Raw genomic sequence first — 15,349 nt, 5'->3', positions numbered from 1 at the left:
ACTAACGGTATGAATTCTAGAGTAACTATTATCCGCTCAAAAAATACATCTTTAGGTGAAGGAATTCATGAGTTTTGGGAATATCGTGAATTGTTATATATGCTGATGCTGCGAAGAATTACCGTACGCTACAAGCAGACCGTAATTGGGATTGCTTGGGTGCTGATTCAGCCTTTGGTCTCCATGACAATTTTTAATATTATTTTCGGCAATCTAATTAAAATTCCTTCCGATGGAGTTCCCTATCCTATTTTTTGTTATTCAGCTTTAGTCTTGTGGGGATTGTTCTCAGAAGGAGTTAGTCGTTCTGGTTCAAGTTTACTGACGGAGGCGCAGTTAATCACCAAAGTTTACTTTCCAAGACTAATTATTCCTTTAGCAGCAGTGGGTTCAGCATGGATTGACTTTGTGGTTTCTTTATTTTTGCTATTACCTCTTACTTTTATCTATGGAATGCGTCCAGAATGGGGCTTATTATTAGTCCCACCTGTGATGGTTATGACGATGGTATTAGCCACAGGAGTAGGAATGATCTTAGCTGCGCTCAACGTGCGTTATCGAGACTTTCAATACCTCATCCCATTTTTAATTCAGGTTTGGCTATATACTTCGCCTGTTGTGTATTCTGTACAGATTGTGCCTAAACAGTTTTTGTTTTGGTACTATCTCAATCCAATGGCAGGATTTTTAGATGTGTTTCGATTTGCTGTGACTGGACAGACCACGTTTAGTTGGCTTGGGTTTGGTTGGTCATCTTTGTGCGCGATCGCTACCTTTACTTTAGGTGCATGGATATTTCGGTCTGTAGAAAGTGGTTTTGCAGACTATATTTAACAATTAATAATGTTCTACATTGCACATGAAAAACTATCATCCCCAGTTTTGGAGACACACAATAGATAATATGCTGTACAAACAAGCCTTTATCACAAGTTAGATTAGTCTCAATACGGCTCAAGATTGGGTATAGTATGAGTTTGATTGTGCATCATTTACTAAAGTGGGACTATCAACCACAGTTCCGTTCAAGGATTTGGCAAACCACAATCCAACGGGAACGACTCAATATAAGAAATATTTGCGGGATAGACCAAGTCTCAAACTCTATTTAACGGATGAATATTTACATCAAGTTTATGAAACTGGTCGATTGGATGCGATCGGGGAAACTGGCTTAGATATGCCAACTGATTGCACCTATACTATTGGAGATGTATTGGAACGCGATATTAATTTGACTTAGCTGTTATTAAAAAAATATGACGCAACCAGTAATTCAGGTCAGCAATTTAAGTAAGTGTTACCAGATTCGGTCAACTACGCCGAAGCCTTACCATAGCTTGCGGGAAGATTTGGTGGATGGGTTTAAGGGGTTACTGCGGGGTGAGTGGGGACAGTCTCAGTCTGAAGATTTTTGGGCTTTAAAGGACGTCAGCTTTGATGTTAATCAGGGTGAAGTAGTGGGGATTATTGGTCGCAATGGCGCGGGGAAAAGCACTTTATTAAAAATTCTGTCGCGGATTGTGCGTCCAACTTCGGGGGAGGTAATTATTAGGGGGCGTGTAGGGTCACTATTAGAAGTGGGGACGGGGTTTCATCCTGAGTTAACGGGACGCGAAAATATTTTTATGAATGGTGCGGTCTTGGGGATGAAGCGTGCTGAAATCAGCCGCAAGTTTGATGAGATTGTGGCGTTTGCGGAGGTGGAGAAGTTTTTAGATACACCTGTTAAGTTCTATTCATCGGGGATGTATGTGAGGTTGGCGTTTGCAGTAGCCGCACACCTAGAGCCTGAGATTTTGATTGTGGATGAGGTGTTAGCTGTTGGGGATGCATCATTTCAGAAAAAGTGTTTGGGGAAGATGGGGGAAGTAAGTAAAAATGAAGGTAAGACAGTTCTATTTGTCAGCCACAATATGACTGCTGTAAAAAGTCTATGTCAAAAAGGAATCTGGCTGGAAAATGGCTCTATATCCTACACTGACACTATCAATAAAGTAGCTTCTAAGTATTTGTATATTGCTCAAAAATATCAGCTTGAAAGGATTTGGCACAGTCCAGATACTGCCCCTGGAAATGAACAAGCGAAATTACATAGGGTTGCGATTTTACCTTCCCAACCGCATGAGACTAAAGAAATAACCGTTCTCACTTCACTTACCATAGAGTTTGAATATTGGAACTACATTCCAAATACATTATTAAATATTAGTTACGTTATTTATACAAATGATAATATTTGTGTTTTTAATTCTTTTTCAGAGCCTCAGCAAGTTCCAATAGGACTAATTAAAACTAGCTGCCATATTCCTCCTAACTTTTTTAACAATGACACTTATAGACTTAGAGTTTTAATAGTTAAAGACACTTCAATTCCACTTCTTGATATAGATGATGTTGTTTTTTTTGAGGTTCACGATATTGAGAGAGAAGGAAACTGGTATGGAGAATGGATTGGTATTGTAAGACCAAAACTAGATTGGTCATTAGAAGTTAATAATGATGACTTAATTAAAACTGTAAATCATTAATTTAAGGTGAGTCGATGAGTATTATCAAAAATCTAAGTAGCTTGCTAAGCAAAGTAAATAGAAAAACAAAAATTAGATCAATCAACAAAACACTATCTAATCATAAATCTCCTTATAAATTACACATTGGTTGTGGTTCTATTAGATTGGATGACTGGATTAATATAGACAAAGAGCAAAGCCAAGTAGTTGATATTATTTGGGATACTTCTTATGGTTTACCATTCCTTGAAAGTAATTCTTGTTCATTAATCTATAACGAACATTTCTTAGAACACTTATCTATTGAGCAAGCTATTTTCTTTTTAAAAGAATGTCACCGTATTTTAAAATCTAATGGGGTTTTACGGATAGCAATGCCGTCATTAGAATATACCGTGGATAAATATCAATCAGAAAATTGGCGAGATCAAGACTGGTTAAAATGGGAAGGTCATGAATTTATTAAAACCCGTGCTGAAATGATTAACATTTCTTTCCGATGGTGGGGACATCAATGGATGTATGATCGAGAAGAACTGCATCGAAGAATAAAAGAGGCAGGTTTTAGGATCATTAAGGATGTAGAGTGGGGTGTCAGTGAAGTCACAGAATTAAATAATTTAGAGACTCGAAAAGATTCAAAATTAATTTGTGAAGCTATAAAGGATTAGAAATAATGATTGATCTATACCTTGGTGGTGATATCGGTTTGTGGGCTTTAGAACAGGTTCCATCAAATAGAACTAATCAGGTTTTTACTTTTGATAAATCAATCTTTGAAAAAGCTCAAAGCTTAAATATTAATGTTTCCAATCAGAATCCAAATTTAGTTGAATTTATAAACTCTACTAATGCAATTTCTATTCATTACCCTAAAATATTTAAACCTTTTGTGATTTCCAAATACAAAAAGATATACAATTTACATCCTTCCTATTTACCTTGGGGAAGAGGTTACTATCCAATTTTTTGGGCTTTATGGGAAGATACACCAGCAGGAGCAACTTTACATGAAATCAATGAAGGTATTGATGAAGGCGATATTGTTTCTCAAATCCAAGTAGAATATAGCGAAAGTGATACAGGTGACTTATTATTTGCTCGTATTAGGCAAGCTGAGAAACAGCTATTCCTAGAATATTTTGATAAAATTGCTGATGGGATACACTTGCCAGCACTACCACAAAGAGGGATAGGAACATACCATAGTAAGCAAGACTTTTTAAGATTAAAGACAACTGATCACTGGCAAACAATGGAAGGGAAAGAATTAATTAAATTAATTCGGTGTTTGACGTTTGATGGATATAGTGGATTAGAAATATTAGTGGGTCAGAAGCGATTTGAAATAAGTTTGAGACTCCTATAAGACAGTTTTTTTTATTATCGTAATTCTTTAGCCAGAAATAATGAATTTTGTTATAAATCATCTTAAACTTAAATGTGAGATTAAAGATTTAGCATTTTTAGGAGGAATACCAACTTTTACGGAAAGGCTTCATGTTGGTCGTCCGAATATTGGCAATAGACAAAGCTTACTAGATCGCATGAACGATATGCTCGATCGCAAATGGTTGACCAATAATGGCAAATTTGTTCAAGAGTTTGAGCAAAGAATTGCTGACTATATTGGAGTCAAACATTGCATTGCTAACTGTAACGGTACAGTTGCTCTAGAGTTAGCTATTCGCGCATTAGGCTTAACAGGCGAAGTCCTAGTACCTTCCTTTACTTTTATTGCTACTGCTCACGCACTCCAATGGCAAGAAATTACACCTGTATTTTGTGACATTGATCCAAAAACACATACCATTGATCCCTATCGACTAGAGGCAATGATTACCCCGCGTACTTCAGGCATCATCGGGGTTCATGTGTGGGGAAATCCCTGTAATGTTGAAACATTGAGCGAAATTGCAGAAAAGCATAACTTAAAACTGATGTTTGATGCTGCCCATGCGTTTGGTTGTTCGTATAAAGGGCAGATGATTGGAAATTTTGGAGAAGCCGAAGTTTTTAGTTTTCACGCTACAAAGTTTATTAATGCTTTTGAGGGTGGGGCAATTGTAACTAATAATGACGAACTAGCCCAAAAGCTCCGTCTAATGAATAATTTTGGTTTTGCTGGTTTAGACAATGTGATTTATATTGGCACAAATGGCAAGATGAGCGAAGCTTCTGCGGCAATGGGGCTAACATCTCTAGAAAGCATAGAAGAATTTATTGAGATTAATCATCGTAACTATCAATGCTACAAGCAAGAACTCTCTGATATAAAAGGGATATCTATATTCCCCTATCAAAACGGAGAACGCTGTAATTATCAATATATTGTCCTAGAAGTTGACGAAACTATAGCTAACGTAAATCGTGATCTTCTGGTAAAAATACTTGAGGCAGAAAATGTAATGGCTCGACGTTACTTTTATCCTAGTTGCCATAGAATGGAACCTTACAGATCTTATTTTCCCCATGCAGGATTACTACTTCCTGAAACAGAAAAATTAACTCAACGTGTAATGTTGTTACCCACAGGAACATCTATCAATACAGAAGATATCGCTAAGGTAGTTAATATTATTCGCTTTAGTATTGCCAACAGTGATTCTATTCAAAAACACTTACATCAAAATAAGTTAGAAATGATATAAGAATATGCCTACAATATCAGTTGTTATACCGTCTTATAATCACGAGAAATACATATCTGAAGCTCTTCAAAGTGTCTTAGATCAAACCTATAAAGATTTTGAAATTGTTATTACTGATGACGGCTCTAGTGATAAATCAGTTAACTTAATCAAAGAATTCACAGACCCTCGAATTAAGTTGTTTGTCTTTTCAGAGAACAAGGGTGCTTGTCTTACAGTAAATAATTGCATAGAAAATTCAACTGGTAAATTTATTGCACTCTTAAACTCTGATGATGTCTTTTTACCTAATAAACTCGAAATACAACTAAATTTTCTAAATAGTCATCCTGAAATCGGTGCAGTATTTAGCTATGCAAAGATTATCAATGATAATAGTGATGATTTTGAAGGAGAACATTTTTATAAAAATATTTTTATACAGCCAAATCGCAATAGATTTGAATGGCTAAATTATTTTTTCTATAATGGTAATTGTCTTTGCCATCCAAGTATTCTTATTCGCAGAGAATGTTATGAAAATGTAGGTTTATACGATCCTCGTTTTGCCCAATTACCAGATTTTGATTTTTGGATTAGACTATGCCAAAAATACGAAATACATATTATTCCAGAAGAATTAATTTGTTTTCGAGTCCGTGACAATGAAGCTAATGCTAGTGGAAATAGATTAGAGAACCACATCAGATCAACAGCAGAACTTTCTCAGATTTATAATAATTTTCTCTCTCTAGAAGTCACTAATCACTTAGACACGATATTTCCTGAAATCAATCAAATGGAAGTATTTAATGATCAAAAAAATATCAACAATAATATACGTCAATATTTAATTGCTAAATTAATGCTAAATATTGAAATTTTTGCAGTTAAGTATTTTGCATTAAGCGTGATTTTTGACAAGTTAAATTCTAAAGACATACAAAATATTCTAAGCTATAAAGATTTTGTAAAGTTAACTGGCACAATTGATTTGTATAGCATTACAAAATTGCAGAATGAACTAACCCAGATAAAAAATGAATTAGTCCAAGCAAAAGCCGAATTAAATGGCATCACAAGGAGTAAGTTTTGGAAACTGCGAAATATTTGGTTTTCATTAAAAAAGCTACTCAAATCTAGACTAAAATCCTCAATTGATGTGAATGCGAACAAAAAATAAATAAAAGATTTATGATGAGTATTATCAATATTTCAATTATTCTAAAAAATAGAATCAAGTCTATACTTGTAAAAACTAATTTTTTATATCCTATAGTTAGATTTGTTTTTAAACTTAGAAACAAGTTTTCAAGAATTATTCTGTCGATCATTTGGCGCTTTGTATATAAGCTAAAAATCATACCTGAAATCCCTTTTTCCCAAAATCATATGTATTACTTATGGTTGATAAGGAATTTCCCTAGAAACTCAGATATTAAACATCTACGAAAAACTCTATATCAATTTAGTTATCTGCCAGTTATAAGTATCATACTTCCCATTGACCAGAACAATTTTTTGTATCTTAAAGATACTCTTGAATCTATTACTAATCAAATTTATCCATATTGGGAATTATGTGTAATAAAGAATATATCAGTAGATTCTGAAATCAATCATATTTTGGGAAATTATATTGCAAAATATGAGCAAATTAAAGTTTTTGACAATCAAACTAATAATGATTCTGACAATTTTAATAATGCTATAGAAATTGCAAATGGAGAATTTATATCTCTAATAGAGAATGGCGACTTATTGACCCATGATGCAATTTATCAAATGGTATTAGAGCTAAACAAATATCCTAATGCTGATATGATTTATTCAGATGAAGATAAAATAGACGATCAAGGATATTTAAAAAACCCATTTTTTAAGCCAGATTGGTGTCCTGATAGTTTTTTATCTAGAATGTATACTGGCTCTTTAGGTATCTATAGAAAACAATTGATTCTTCAAATAGGGGGATTTAGGGAAGAGTTTAATGAAGGAAAAGTTTATGATTTATTGCTACGCTTTACAGAACAAACATCTGCAATTTACCATGTTTCTAAGATTCTTTATCATGAACGTTTAAGATCTAAATCAAATTCTATATCAAATTTAGCTTGTAGAGCAATTTTCGAGGCAATTGATAGAAGAGATACAGCATGTGAATCAGTATCAATTCAAAACGGTTACTATATTCCCCGTTACCAAATAAAAGAATGCGATCTAGTTAGTATTATCATTCCAACTAAGAATTTAGGGAAAGTCTTAGATAGATGTCTTAACTCTATCTTTTCTAAAACTAATTATCCCAACTATCAAGTAATCTTAGTTGATAACGGAAGTACAGAAAACCATGCTATTAGAGCTATTAAAGAATGGCAAGTTAAAGAACCATTTAGGATTAAAGTTTATAAATATGATATTCCTTTTAATTATTCTAAGATTAACAACTATGCAGTTCAATTTGCCGAAGGTAAGTATTTATTGTTTCTAAACAATGATACTGAAATCATAAATGCAGATTGGATGAATGCAATGGTTGAGCAGTCTCAGCGTCATACAATAGGCGCAGTTGGTTCGCTACTTTTATATCCTGATAATACTGTGCAACATGCAGGAGTTATTTTAGGGATGGGAGGACTTGCAGATCACTGTCATAAACATTTCAAACAAGATTCTATTAATTATTTCGGACAGATACAAACAATTAACAATTATCTAGCTGTAACTGGTGCTTGTTTAATGTGCAGGAAAGAAATTTTTTATGAAGTAAATGGTTTTGAAGAAGAGTTATCTGTTGCTTTTAATGATATAGACTTTTGTCTAAAAATAATTGAAAAAGGATATAGAAATATCTACTTACCTCACGTTAAACTTTATCATCATGAATCTAAAAGCAGAGGTCACGATGATACACCAGAAAAGCTGAAAAGATTTAATGCTGAAATTAAATATATGCAGACAAAATGGAAGAAGTATATAGATTATGACCCTTGCTATAGTCCTCATCTTTCGCGCAATCACCTTGACTATAGAATTAACTTGAATAACTAATTACCGACAGTTCAGATGCGTAGTCCGTTAGACAAAACTCTAAAGATAGAATTTAGCATCCACCATTTTTTAGGACAGGGTAAATTTTTAACCTCGGAAATATCCATTAATTCCATTACTCTCCGAAATTCTTGTAACCTTCCTCGTTTTAACTGTCGCCATGCTCCCGCTAAAATAAACTGATACAGAAACAATGCTTTACAACTTACAATTTCCTCTGAACTTAAAATATTTAATTGTTTCACTTCCGCAAACAAACCTAATAATAGGTTAATTGTTTGTTCATTGAATACGCCCATTGTCAAAGCTTGATCATGAACTCGATAGGCTGTTGTGACATCTTGTAGACAATACACACCATATCGACTAAATAGCCTAATCCACATATCCAGATCGCAAGGCTCTCTCCACTCAGTCCGAAACATTCCCATTTCTGCAAAAGCAGAACGGGCGACCACGATCGCAGGAAATCTTACAAAAGACGAGTTTGACAATAGGCTTATCAACGCATCTCGTGGCGATAACCACTGATTTTCTTTAAAAATCTGCCGCTTCATGACTCTTTCTTGCTCATCCACTACCTCAACCCCAAATAAAAGAACAGGATGATTTACGGCTTTGATTGTTGCAAGGATGTTAGTAATAGCATCCTTTAATAAAAAGTCATCATCATGAAGAACGACTATATACTGTCCTGTGGTGAGGCTAATTGCGCGATTCCAATTTTCCACCATGCCTAAACGAACTGGATGATGTTCATAGATACATTGACCAGACCATTGACAGCAAACTTGCCTCATAATTTCTTCACATTCTTGAGTGCTTGAGTCATCCGTAATAACAATTTCCACGGATGACTCAAATTCCTTATTTCCTATCACAATCGATTCTAAAGCTCGGTGAAACCACAGTGGGCGGTTATAAGCTGGAATACAAATGCTTAGAATAGGACTATGAGACATTGCTTTAGGATCTATGTTATTTAGATTAATTGAAGCAGAAAACAAATTATGATCATGCTATAGTAATAATTCTGCTAAAATATTGAACCGAATCACGCAGAATTTTAGAGCCATAAACCCATGATTAAGTTGAGATTAAAGCGATTTGGCAAGAAGTTTGAAGCCAGCTATCGCATTGTAGTTGTCAATAGCACCAGCCGCCGCGATGGTCGTCCCCTTGCCGAGCTTGGTTTCTACAACCCACGTACCAAAGAAACCCAACTTGATGTACCTGCGATCGTCGATCGCATCAAAAAAGGTGCTCAACCCACTGATACAGTACGTCGCATCCTCGAAAAAGCTAAGGTATTCGATCTCGTTAGCGCTTAAAACATAATTAATAAAATAATTAAAATAAAATAATTATAAGTTTTTGCCTAACAGCAATGCCTAACTAAAAAATGCCCGACTATAACTCCTTAATTAGTTTTTTGCTAAAGCCATTACTAGCTCATCCAGATGCCTTGCGGGTAGATTTTGAGTCAAATAGCAAAAGCGATCGCGTCTGGATCAGAGTTGCATTCGATCCAGAAGATCGAGGGCGAGTTTTTGGCAAAGGGGGACGAACAATCCAAGCGGTGCGGACAGTTGTCATGACCGCAGCCCAAGAAGTTGGTCATAGCGCCAGATTTGAAGTTTTTGACCCAACCCCCAACGCAACCTCCGATGACTCTCAAGACAGTAACTCAGAGCGTCGAGAACGCCAACAAGTACAGGTCGAGCGTCCTCGGATCAATGTTGAAAAACCGAAGCGACGTGAAATCATTAACTAAAATAAAGGGGTCGCTAAGCGACCCCTTTATTTTTTAGTGAAATACAGTATATGAATGCAGGTGCGGAAATTCTTTGCATTGGGACAGAGTTATTACTGGGCGAAATTCTGAATAGTAATGCTCAATATCTAGCTCAACAGTTGGCGTTATTGGGAGTCCCACATTTTTATCAAACCGTTGTTGGAGATAACCCCGATCGCATTCATCAAGCCCTAGAAATTGCCGCTAGTCGCTCTAGCTTAATCATTACTACTGGTGGCTTGGGACCCACACCTGACGATCTCACCACCGAGGCGATCGCTAATTTCTTTGATACCCCCCTTGAAGAGCGTCCCGAAATTTGGGAACGCATTCAGCAAATGGCAGCGCAAACTGGTCGCCAACTTACTGCCAACAATCGCAAACAAGCCTTGCTACCCAAGGGATCTGAAATTTTACATAATCCCGTTGGTACTGCCCCCGGCATGATCTGGGAACCCCAACCCAATTTATTAATTCTCACCTTCCCCGGTGTACCGAGTGAGCTATATCCGATGTGGGAGCAAACGGCTGCCCCTTTGTTGCAAGCCAGAAATTATGGACAAGGCATATTTCACTCCAAAGTGTTGCTGTACTGGGGGATCGCTGAATCAGCATTAGCAACTAAAGTCAATCACTTATTCGATCTTAAAAATCCCACAGTTGCACCCTATGCCAACTATGGACAAGCCAGACTCAGGATTACGGCAAGAGCCAATACTCAAGAAGAGGCGATCGCCTTAATTGCCCCCGTCGAAGCGGAAATCCGCGAACTCACAGGCGAGTTTTGCTATGGTACTGATGAGGAAACCTTAGCAAGTGTGGCAGGTAAACTCTTACAAGAACGCGGACAAACCCTCGCCGTTGCCGAGTCCTGCACAGGTGGATGGTTAGGGCAAACAATAACAGAGGTATCAGGTAGCTCCAGCTATTTCCTCGGTGGTGTGATTAGCTATAGCAATGAAGTCAAGGCTGATTTGTTAAATGTCGATCACCAAACTCTCGATCAATATGGTGCTGTTAGTGCGATCGTTGCCGAACAAATGGCGATCGGGGTGAAGTCAAAACTTAAATCTGATTGGGGCATTAGCATTACGGGGATCGCAGGTCCAACGGGTGGCACAGAGACTAAACCTGTGGGGCTAGTTTATGTCGGGATCGCTGATCCTCAGGGCAAAGTCGAGGCGATCGAGTTGCGGTTTAGTCCCTCTAGAGGTAGAAATTGGATCAGAATGGCAACTGTAAGCTCAGCTTTAGATTTGTTTAGAAAAAGATTTGTTATGATTGGGTAAATAAACCTAGATGATGATAGGGAGCCAAGCATAGTGAAAGCGATCAAGAAAGCACTGAAAGAGATCGGCGAAATTCTAAATCGTGTTTTGGAATCCCTTTTGGGACAAAACCATCCCCAACCTGAGTTGATTCCGATACCAGTAAGAAATAACTCACGTCGCAACCATCGCCATTAAGGTTACATAAGACTCGCATTGCGAGTCTTATATTTTGTGGGGGAAATTTATTTCATCAAGCATAGTAAAAGACAAATAAAAATAAAAGATGAGAGATATCGTTTTGAGCTATCTCTCATCTTTTGCTTTTCAAAACCCAAAAGTAGCGGTTGCTACTTTTGGGTTTTATGTCCTAAGCAACCCTTTTATTGCTATAGGTTTTCTAAAGAAAAATCCACTAATAGTGTGACAAATAAATTTTGATTGAATTTCGCCGCTAAATGTGAGTTAAGGTATTATCTGACTCAACGTTAAAATAGAAGCATTTTTATGGTGCAAGAATTTATTCGCCTCTCCCAAGAGGTTAGATTCCCCGACAGCGCTCCTGCCGCTTACCCCGTATTTTTCAGGACTTATAGCCGCAAATATAATAATAAGCGGGAAAGCTGGGCGGAGGTATGCGATCGCACACTTACAGGTTTAAAAACACTAGGCAAGCTGACCCAAGAACAAGCTGACCTGATCGACAAGATGCAAAAGCAGCTTAAATCCCTCACCTCTGGGCGTTGGTTGTGGGTCGGTGGTACAGATTGGGTTGATCGACCTGAAAATTTCTCAGGCTCCTACAACTGCACCAGCACCAATGTCATCGACTGGCGCTCCTTTGGCTTGATGATGGATCTCGCCATGCAAGGCTCTGGCACGGGTGGCGTATTAGAGCCGCAGTACATCAGCCAATTGCCAGTAATTCGTAACCAGTTACAAGTCAATGTCATCGGTGCGATCGGGGCAACCCCCGTCGAAAAGCGTCGCCACAATACCGAAGTCGAGTTTGACTATGCCAATAATGCAGTTAAGTTCCATGTTGGCGATAGTCGTCAAGGTTGGGTCAAGTCCTACCAGTCTCTCCTAGAGCTATCTAGCGATGAAAAGTTTGACGCATCCAAGCCCGTTCAAATCACCGTTGACATCAGCGATGTCCGCCCCAGTGGTGAACCCCTCAAAGGCTTCGGCGGCATGGCAAATCCTGTCAAGTTGCCTACGCTTTATGATCGCTGCGCCAGCATTTTAAATAAAGCGATCGGTCGTCAACTCACCTCAGTTGAGTGCTGCATCCTCATCGATGAAGCCGCCGTTTGTATCGTAGCTGGTAATATTCGTCGTTGTCTCCCTGCTGGGGCATTGGTTCATAGTGAATCTGGATTAGTACCAATTGAAAAAATTCGGATCGGAGATCGGGTGCTAACCAGTAAGGGATTCTATCCTGTTACTAACTTCTTTGATCAAGGTAGACAATCACTTTGCCGAATCAAAACCGAAGACGGCTATTTTGAATGCACACCTGACCATAAAGTTGCAGTCTTGGAAGATGTATATGGCGCATATCGGATGGTTAAAGCTAAAGATCTCAAGGCAGATGACCGATTGATATTTGTACCAAAAGCCATTACTGGTACTGCGACTGAATTGCCAGAATTCAAAGGAACGTTAGCTCCGAATGCTAAACGAATCACTATTCCTGCACTTACCGCAGATGTCGCCTACTTCATTGGCTATTTGCACGGTGATGGCTCGGTTGGAAGTGATGGTTGGCGCGTGCGGTTCCGAATTTCTGAAGACCAACAACAGATCATTGATAAACTCATCGCTGTTGGAGAACTATTTGGATTAGATACTTATACGCTGAGAACACCAGAACAATCTAAAGCGAAGGCTTTTGAACTTCAATTCAACTCTAGTGCGCTCAATCAGTATCTATCTCAATTCAAACAAGCCTTTACTTCGATTAACATCCCTGACTGCATATTGTTGGCAACTGCTAATATCCGTGAAGCATACCTAGCTGGGTTGGCAGATGCTGATGGTTGTTTTAGTCAAGGCGTGTTAGTTGCATCAGTGCATTCTGATTTCTTGCGTCAAGTTCAATCGGTCTATGCTTCATTAGGGATCACAGCTAGGTTGTGTCATTCTACACGCAAGCGCACAGGTAAATGGGAAGGTGAACTAGTCACTGTTGGTGAAACAGCCTTTGATAAAACAGCTAACTTGTTTTCCACTTATTCATTACGTTTTGCTCAAATCCAAAAAGTTCGTCCTAAGTCATTTAATGATCATGGATTTCCAAAATCAATGGTCAGACCGATTGTAAATACCTATCAGTATCATTGGGGGGCAGTTCACAAACAAATGCCTGCACTCACAGTGAAGAAATATATTCCTGAATGCACAGATTTAATTCCTGTAAAGGTAAAATCAGTTGAGTTTGATGTCAGAGTTGCGCCGACTTATGACATTGAAGTTGCTTCCATTCATGAGTTTGTTTGTGAAGGTATTCTTGTTTCAAACAGTGCAGGTATGAGGCAATTCTCTTCTGAAGATGCGCTCGGTTCTGTCGCAAAGGATAATCTCTGGCAGCAGGATGAAGCAGGTAACTGGCGCATCGATCCTGAGCGCGATGCTTTGAGAATGGCGAACCACACAAGAGTATTCCATCGTAAACCCACTGAACAAGAATGTATTGATGCTGTTCGTAAGCAATATTATTCAGGTGAAGGAGCAATTCAATGGGCGGGTGAAGCGATCGCCCGTTCTAACGCAGACTTGATTACAACTCCCGAACTAAAGCGTGATTTCTTAGCGGCTTATGTGAAAGGCGAAGGAAAAGAATGGTTGCGATCGCAGCAGACCGAAGTCACTGAACGTGAGTTAGAACACAGATTACAGCGTTATGCTCTCAATCCTTGTGGTGAAATAACTGGGGCTGACTTCCATTGCAATTTGTCTGAGGTGCATCTCAATCAACTCAATCCTCGCAATGAGAAAGAACAGGAAGAAGCCTTTAAGGCAGGTGCTTTATCTGTCGCGGCTTTGCTCAATCATCTCTTCAATGAAGAACGCTATCAATTTAGCCGTGAAGTTGACCCAATTGTGGGTGTATCCTTCACAGGACTATTTGATTTCTTCGTTCATGCCTTTGGTGTGGAATGGTTGCGTTGGTGGGAAGCAGGTCGTCCTGACACGGTGCAGGGGCTAGACTTCAAAGAGAAGGAAGCTGATTATCTAAATCGCTGGCGTGAGATTGTGCATCAGACGGTTTGGGAATATTGCGACGCGCATGGTTTACGCCGCCCGAATCGTTGCACGACAACTCAACCAGCAGGCACAAAATCCTTACTGACTGGTGCTTCCCCTGGATGGCATCCGCCGAAGGCGCAGCGCTTTATCCGTCGGATCACTTTCCGTAAGGAAGATCCTGTGGCACGGGCTTGCATGGACTATGGCTATAGCATCATTCCTTCGCAATCGGATAAGGATGAGAATGGACAATTGCTAAACGATCCTTTCGATCCGAGATGTACGGAATGGTTGGTGGAGATTCCTGTGAGTGTTTCTTGGGCTGACCTTGACGGTGCTGATCAGGTGGAAATCAGTAAGTTCGATGTGATGGCGCAGTTTGATTTCTATATGCAGGTGCAGAAGCATTACACTCGCCATAATACTTCCGCAACTTTGGAATTGCGCGAGCATGAAATCGAGCCTTTAGGGAAGAAGATTTACGAAGCGATTCGTGATGATGAGGGTTATATCTCGGCGGCGCTATTAGCGCGTTTTGATGATCTGCAAACTTTCCCCCGTTTGCCCTTTGAACCAATCGATAAGGCAACTTATGAGAAGCTCAGTGCTGAGGTGCTAGTACGTCGCAAGTCTGATGATTTTTACGCAAGTTTGTTGCGTTATGATTCGGGTGAGTTGATGGATGCTGGCCCTGCGGGTTGCGATTCTGATAAGTGTATGTTCCCTGAACAGAAGCCATAAGCTCGTTTCAACATAATGATTTAGGTGATTAGATAGAAATTTTCTTGCTAATCACCTAAATTACTAAGAGTTTGAATTCGGCTATAATCTAAAATATGC

Annotated in this window: 15 protein-coding genes; 14 read left to right on the top strand and 1 reads right to left on the bottom strand. The window is 38.6% G+C overall.

The features are described 5' to 3' along the window. Positions 1 to 9: 9 nt before the first annotated feature. The 9 genes from NMG48_RS11150 (at position 10) to NMG48_RS11115 (ending at position 8,194) form a co-directional block, all read left to right on the top strand. Positions 10 to 834: an ABC transporter permease gene (locus tag NMG48_RS11150; protein ID WP_271251638.1), complete on the top strand. Its 825-nt coding sequence runs from the start codon at positions 10 to 12 to the stop codon at positions 832 to 834. 137 nt (positions 835 to 971) lie between these two features. Then, positions 972 to 1,112 (top strand): DUF29 family protein, encoded by a 141-nt coding sequence (locus NMG48_RS21810; RefSeq protein ID WP_441339166.1) that lies wholly within the window; start codon positions 972 to 974, stop codon positions 1,110 to 1,112. Further along, the gene (locus NMG48_RS11145) at positions 1,079 to 1,243 is read left to right on the top strand and encodes a DUF29 family protein (protein ID WP_441339165.1); all 165 of its coding nucleotides are present in this window, start codon (positions 1,079 to 1,081) and stop codon (positions 1,241 to 1,243) included. The genes NMG48_RS21810 and NMG48_RS11145 overlap by 34 nt, the downstream gene beginning before the upstream one ends. A gap of 16 nt (positions 1,244 to 1,259) precedes the next feature. Beyond that, positions 1,260 to 2,531, top strand: a complete 1,272-nt coding sequence (locus NMG48_RS11140) for an ABC transporter ATP-binding protein (protein WP_271251636.1) — start codon at positions 1,260 to 1,262, stop codon at positions 2,529 to 2,531. Between the two features lie 14 nt (positions 2,532 to 2,545). Continuing rightward, positions 2,546 to 3,184, top strand: a complete 639-nt coding sequence (locus NMG48_RS11135) for a class I SAM-dependent methyltransferase (protein ID WP_271251635.1) — start codon at positions 2,546 to 2,548, stop codon at positions 3,182 to 3,184. A gap of 5 nt (positions 3,185 to 3,189) precedes the next feature. Continuing rightward, positions 3,190 to 3,882 carry a formyltransferase family protein gene (locus tag NMG48_RS11130; protein ID WP_271251634.1) on the top strand — a complete coding sequence of 231 codons (693 nt, stop codon included), beginning with the start codon at positions 3,190 to 3,192 and terminating at the stop codon, positions 3,880 to 3,882. A gap of 40 nt (positions 3,883 to 3,922) precedes the next feature. Beyond that, complete coding sequence (locus NMG48_RS11125) at positions 3,923 to 5,164, top strand: DegT/DnrJ/EryC1/StrS family aminotransferase (RefSeq protein ID WP_271251633.1); 1,242 nt, start codon at positions 3,923 to 3,925, stop codon at positions 5,162 to 5,164. A 4-nt stretch (positions 5,165 to 5,168) separates the two neighbouring features. Then, positions 5,169 to 6,326: a glycosyltransferase gene (locus tag NMG48_RS11120; protein WP_271251632.1), complete on the top strand. Its 1,158-nt coding sequence runs from the start codon at positions 5,169 to 5,171 to the stop codon at positions 6,324 to 6,326. 338 nt (positions 6,327 to 6,664) lie between these two features. Continuing rightward, positions 6,665 to 8,194, top strand: coding sequence for a glycosyltransferase family 2 protein (locus tag NMG48_RS11115; RefSeq protein WP_271251631.1), 1,530 nt, complete (start codon positions 6,665 to 6,667; stop codon positions 8,192 to 8,194). An 11-nt stretch (positions 8,195 to 8,205) separates the two neighbouring features. Here NMG48_RS11115 and NMG48_RS11110 read toward each other — a convergent pair whose 3' ends face one another. Then, on the bottom strand, positions 8,206 to 9,156 hold the full coding sequence (locus NMG48_RS11110) for a glycosyltransferase family 2 protein (protein WP_271251630.1): 951 nt from the start codon (positions 9,154 to 9,156) through the stop codon (positions 8,206 to 8,208). Positions 9,157 to 9,276: 120 nt separating this feature from the next. Between NMG48_RS11110 and rpsP the strand changes: the two genes are divergently transcribed. The 5 genes from rpsP to nrdJ all read left to right on the top strand — a co-directional run bounded on the left by rpsP (position 9,277) and on the right by nrdJ (position 15,250). Next, the gene (rpsP, locus tag NMG48_RS11105) at positions 9,277 to 9,525 is read left to right on the top strand and encodes a 30S ribosomal protein S16 (RefSeq protein WP_126385114.1); all 249 of its coding nucleotides are present in this window, start codon (positions 9,277 to 9,279) and stop codon (positions 9,523 to 9,525) included. Between the two features lie 71 nt (positions 9,526 to 9,596). Beyond that, on the top strand, positions 9,597 to 9,968 hold the full coding sequence (locus tag NMG48_RS11100; RefSeq protein WP_271251629.1) for a KH domain-containing protein: 372 nt from the start codon (positions 9,597 to 9,599) through the stop codon (positions 9,966 to 9,968). Between the two features lie 50 nt (positions 9,969 to 10,018). Beyond that, on the top strand, positions 10,019 to 11,278 hold the full coding sequence (locus NMG48_RS11095) for a competence/damage-inducible protein A (protein WP_271251628.1): 1,260 nt from the start codon (positions 10,019 to 10,021) through the stop codon (positions 11,276 to 11,278). Between the two features lie 33 nt (positions 11,279 to 11,311). Continuing rightward, entirely contained in the window at positions 11,312 to 11,455 is a 144-nt protein-coding gene (locus tag NMG48_RS11090; RefSeq protein ID WP_271251627.1) for a hypothetical protein, read from the top strand. Between the two features lie 309 nt (positions 11,456 to 11,764). After that, entirely contained in the window at positions 11,765 to 15,250 is a 3,486-nt protein-coding gene (gene nrdJ, locus NMG48_RS11085; protein WP_271251626.1) for a ribonucleoside-triphosphate reductase, adenosylcobalamin-dependent, read from the top strand. Positions 15,251 to 15,349 lie beyond the last annotated feature (99 nt).

The organism is Pseudanabaena sp. Chao 1811, assembly GCF_027942295.1.
In the GTDB taxonomy this organism is placed as follows: Bacteria; Cyanobacteriota; Cyanobacteriia; order Pseudanabaenales; family Pseudanabaenaceae; genus Pseudanabaena.
This window is presented reverse-complemented; position numbering and strand designations above follow the sequence as displayed.

Excerpts from the sequence above, each read along its gene's own strand:
- NMG48_RS11135 (WP_271251635.1), top strand. The coding sequence starts at position 2,546 with ATGAGTATTATCAAAAATCTAAGTAGCTTGCTAAGCAAAGTAAATAGA.
- NMG48_RS11150 (WP_271251638.1), top strand. The coding sequence starts at position 10 with ATGAATTCTAGAGTAACTATTATCCGCTCAAAAAATACATCTTTAGGT.
- NMG48_RS11095 (WP_271251628.1), top strand. The coding sequence starts at position 10,019 with ATGAATGCAGGTGCGGAAATTCTTTGCATTGGGACAGAGTTATTACTG.
- NMG48_RS11100 (WP_271251629.1), top strand. The coding sequence starts at position 9,597 with ATGCCCGACTATAACTCCTTAATTAGTTTTTTGCTAAAGCCATTACTA.
- NMG48_RS11125 (WP_271251633.1), top strand. The coding sequence starts at position 3,923 with ATGAATTTTGTTATAAATCATCTTAAACTTAAATGTGAGATTAAAGAT.
- NMG48_RS11110 (WP_271251630.1), bottom strand. The coding sequence starts at position 9,156 with ATGTCTCATAGTCCTATTCTAAGCATTTGTATTCCAGCTTATAACCGC.
- NMG48_RS11120 (WP_271251632.1), top strand. The coding sequence starts at position 5,169 with ATGCCTACAATATCAGTTGTTATACCGTCTTATAATCACGAGAAATAC.
- rpsP (WP_126385114.1), top strand. The coding sequence starts at position 9,277 with ATGATTAAGTTGAGATTAAAGCGATTTGGCAAGAAGTTTGAAGCCAGC.
- NMG48_RS21810 (WP_441339166.1), top strand. The coding sequence starts at position 972 with ATGAGTTTGATTGTGCATCATTTACTAAAGTGGGACTATCAACCACAG.
- NMG48_RS11140 (WP_271251636.1), top strand. The coding sequence starts at position 1,260 with ATGACGCAACCAGTAATTCAGGTCAGCAATTTAAGTAAGTGTTACCAG.
- nrdJ (WP_271251626.1), top strand. The coding sequence starts at position 11,765 with ATGGTGCAAGAATTTATTCGCCTCTCCCAAGAGGTTAGATTCCCCGAC.
- NMG48_RS11130 (WP_271251634.1), top strand. The coding sequence starts at position 3,190 with ATGATTGATCTATACCTTGGTGGTGATATCGGTTTGTGGGCTTTAGAA.